Annotated in this window: 3 protein-coding genes and 1 pseudogene; all 4 read right to left on the bottom strand. The window is 59.8% G+C overall.

Annotated elements, in window-relative coordinates; genetic code table 11:
- Positions 1 to 121: 121 nt before the first annotated feature.
- A complete protein-coding gene (gene rplL, locus B3C64_RS02250; protein ID WP_291533428.1) occupies positions 122 to 502 on the bottom strand; it encodes a 50S ribosomal protein L7/L12 in 381 nt (126 codons plus the stop codon).
- A 112-nt stretch (positions 503 to 614) separates the two neighbouring features.
- The gene (gene rplJ, locus B3C64_RS02245; RefSeq protein WP_291533426.1) at positions 615 to 1,136 is read right to left on the bottom strand and encodes a 50S ribosomal protein L10; all 522 of its coding nucleotides are present in this window, start codon (positions 1,134 to 1,136) and stop codon (positions 615 to 617) included.
- A gap of 359 nt (positions 1,137 to 1,495) precedes the next feature.
- Positions 1,496 to 2,884 (bottom strand): NCS2 family permease, encoded by a 1,389-nt coding sequence (locus B3C64_RS02240; RefSeq protein ID WP_291533424.1) that lies wholly within the window; start codon positions 2,882 to 2,884, stop codon positions 1,496 to 1,498.
- Between the two features lie 168 nt (positions 2,885 to 3,052).
- A pseudogene (locus tag B3C64_RS02235) lies at positions 3,053 to 3,310 on the bottom strand (hypothetical protein); the annotation flags it as partial.

The raw sequence follows: 3,310 nt of genomic DNA, 5'->3' as shown, positions 1-3,310 counted from the left end.
CGACGGCTGTTCCGAATATTCATCCGCGTGCGCAGCCCCGCCTGAACAACGCGGAAACCCCGCTGCCATACGGCAACGGGGTTTCGCCAAAGATGGTGATAAGCGGCTCATGCCGCGCAAATCACTTGAGCTCGACGGTAGCGCCGGCTTCTTCGAGCTGGGACTTAGCCTTCTCAGCGTCTTCCTTCTTGGCCTTCTCCAGGACGGCCTTCGGAGCGGAGTCGACCAGGCCCTTGGCGTCAGCCAGGCCCAGGTTGGTGATGGCGCGGACGGCCTTGATGACCTGGATCTTCTTGTCGCCAACGGCGGACAGGATGACGTCGAACTCGTCCTTCTCTTCCTCAGCGGCAGCGCCGGCAGCCGGAGCGGCAGCGACGGCGGCGACCGGAGCGGCAGCCTCGACGTCGAACTTGTCTTCGAAGGCCTTGACGAACTCGGAGAGCTCAACCAGGGTCATCTCACCGAAAGCTTCGAGCAGCTCATCGTTGGTGTACTTAGCCATAATGGCTTCCTTTCATTCTTGGCGGCGGGCTGGATTGAAGAGGTATCCGCCACCTAAAACAATTTGTTTTCTTTTATGGTCGCTTTCATTCACGCGGCAAGCCGCAATGAAATCAGGCAGCCTTTTCCTGCTTCTCGCGAAGCGCATCGATCGTACGCACGGCCTTGGTCGGCAGAGCGTTGAACAGGTACGCGGCCTTGGACATCGTAGCCTTGATGTCGCCGGCGAATTCGGCAAGCAGCTGCGGGCGAGACTTGAGGTCTGCCAGCTTCTTGGCGCCTTCAGCATCGTAGACGGTGCCATCAGCGAAGCCGCCCTTGATGATCAGTGCCTTGTTGGTCTTGGCGAAGTCACGCAGGGTCTTCGCGGCCTCGATGAAGTCACCCTTCACGAAGGTCACAGCGGTCGGGCCGGCGAGGATCTCATCGAGACCTTCGACGCCAGCTTCCTTGGCTGCAATGCGAATCAGCGTGTTCTTAGCCACAGTGTAGGAAGTATCGCGGCCTAGCTTTTCACGCAGCTCAGAGATCTGCGGAACGGTAAGCCCGCGGTACTCGGTCAGGTAGATAGCGTCGGCATTACGGAACTGATCCGTAAGCTGAGCGACCACCGCTTCCTTTTCGGGCCTCTTCATGGCGTTCCTTCCTTAGTCAACCGTTGACTGTGAAATCGGGAACGTTTCGCCGGGCAATAAAAAAGCCCCGCACGCAGGCAGAGCAACATTCGACCGCTAAGCGGCAAGCCCTTGGTGGGCGTATGTTCTTCAACCTGCGCTGGCTTGGCGAACCAAACTTCGAGAATGCTTGCACATTCCAACCAACGGTCTGTGGTTTACGAATGAATAATCTACGAACGCCACTGGACTTTGCCGACCGCGGCGTGTCGCAGTATCAAGCGCGGCCGAACGCGAAGGCGCCCGATTCCCACGTAAGGAACCGAGCGTCTTCCGGTCCGCGGCTCATATGGACGAATCATACGAACCGGCCACTGCCGTCACAGCACCGCGGTGATGATGAAGTCCAGAATGAACAGAATCGCCACGACCCAGATCACCGGATGCACGTCCTTGGCCTGCTTCCTGCAGGTCTTGATGAGGCAGTAGGTGATGAATCCGCCGGCGATGCCGTAGGAGATGGAGTAGCTGAACGCCATGAACACCGATGCGAAGAACGCCGGAATGGCCTCGGAGATGTCGCCCCATTCGATTTCCTTCAACGAGGAAGCCATCATGCAGCCGACCACGACCAGCACGCCGGCGGTCGCGGCGGACGGCACGGCGGAGATGACCGGGGACAGGAAGGCGGACAACGCGAAGCAGACCGCCACGGTCACGGAGGTCAGGCCCGTGCGTCCGCCGGCGGCGATGCCCGCGGAGGATTCCACATACGTGGTGGTGTTCGAGGTTCCGCAGATGGCGCCGATGGAGGTGGCGATGGAGTCGGCGAACAGGGCCTTGTCCATCTTGGAGGAGAAGCCGGAACCGTTCTCCAGCGCCTTCTCGTCTTCGGCGGAGAAGATGCCGGTGCGGCGGCCGGTGCCGATGAACGTGCCGATGGTGTCGAAAGTGTCGGACATGGAGAACGCGAAGATGGTCAGCAGGATGATCGGCAGCTTGGACACGTCGGAGAACAGCGCGGGGAAGCCGTCCTTGGTGAAGATCACGCCGAAGGTCTGCGGCAGCTGCGCGAAGGTGTCGGCGATGGACACCGAGTTGGCCATGGACGTCTGCCCCATCGGGATGCCGATGATGGCGGTGGCCGCGATGGAAATCAGCATGCCGCCGCGCACCTTGAGCACGGTGAGCACGATGGCCAGCACCAAGCCGATGACGAACAGCCAGATGGTCGGGTTGTTCATGACCGCCAGTCCCGGGGTCGCCTGGACGGTGTCGCCGTTCTTGGCCGCGGACTTGGTGGTGAAGGTGAAGAAGCCGACGTTCAGGAAGCCGACATAGGCCACGAACAGGCCGATGCCGCCGCCGATGGCGTTCTGCAGCATCTCCGGAATGGCCTGGATGATCATCTTACGAATCTTGGTGACGGTGATGATGATGTTGATCAGACCGCACAGGAACACCATGCACAACGTCTGCTGCCAGGGGAAGCCAAGGCCGAAGCAGACGGTGTAGGTGAAGAACGCGTTCAGGCCCATGCCCGCGGCCTGGGCGTATGGGACGTTGGCGAACAGGCCCATGACGAGGGTGCCGATGACGGCGGCGATGATGGTGGCGAGGAAGACACCGCCCCAAGGCATGCCCGTGCTCGACAGGATCTGCGGATTGACGATGATGATGTACGACATCGCGAAGAACGTGGTCAGACCGGCCATGATTTCCGTGGACGCGGTGGTGCCGTTCTCCTTGAGATGGAAGAACTTCTCCATGTTTCTCTATCTTTTCTTTCCTGGGTTGATAGGAACGCGCACGCTGCGCACGCGTTCCGGCGAGAATCGCGACTCGCCGTGGAACACAAGTTCCGAACGCGCTCACCCTAGCACCGCCATGGGTCATCGGGATCACGGAGTCCATGGAAGGCTCGCGGAAACGTCGCCCTAATCCAACGCAAGACCGGTCAGATCGGTGCAGACATACTCATACGTCTTATCCACGACCAGGAATCCCAACTTAGCGTATATGTCCTTCGGAGCTTCCTCGGCATCGGCGTGAAGATATGGGACGGACCGAGAATTCTCGGGAACCATCCGCATGACCGTGGATCGGGGGGCAGAAACGTCCAGTCGCTGAATGAAACGACCGATCAGAAGGCCCCGGACATCCAATTCATCCAGTGGCTGGATAAAAACGGATGC

The organism is Bifidobacterium sp. UBA6881 (assembly GCA_002451435.1).
In the GTDB taxonomy this organism is placed as follows: domain Bacteria; phylum Actinomycetota; class Actinomycetes; order Actinomycetales; family Bifidobacteriaceae; genus Bifidobacterium.
The sequence above is the reverse complement of the archived record's forward strand: the minus strand, read 5'-3'. Positions and strand labels throughout refer to the sequence as shown.

Bases quoted from the DNA above. Each gene is read 5' to 3' on its own strand.
- rplL (WP_291533428.1), bottom strand. From the start codon at position 502: ATGGCTAAGTACACCAACGATGAGCTGCTCGAAGCTTTCGGTGAGATG.
- rplJ (WP_291533426.1), bottom strand. From the start codon at position 1,136: ATGAAGAGGCCCGAAAAGGAAGCGGTGGTCGCTCAGCTTACGGATCAG.
- B3C64_RS02240 (WP_291533424.1), bottom strand. From the start codon at position 2,884: ATGGAGAAGTTCTTCCATCTCAAGGAGAACGGCACCACCGCGTCCACG.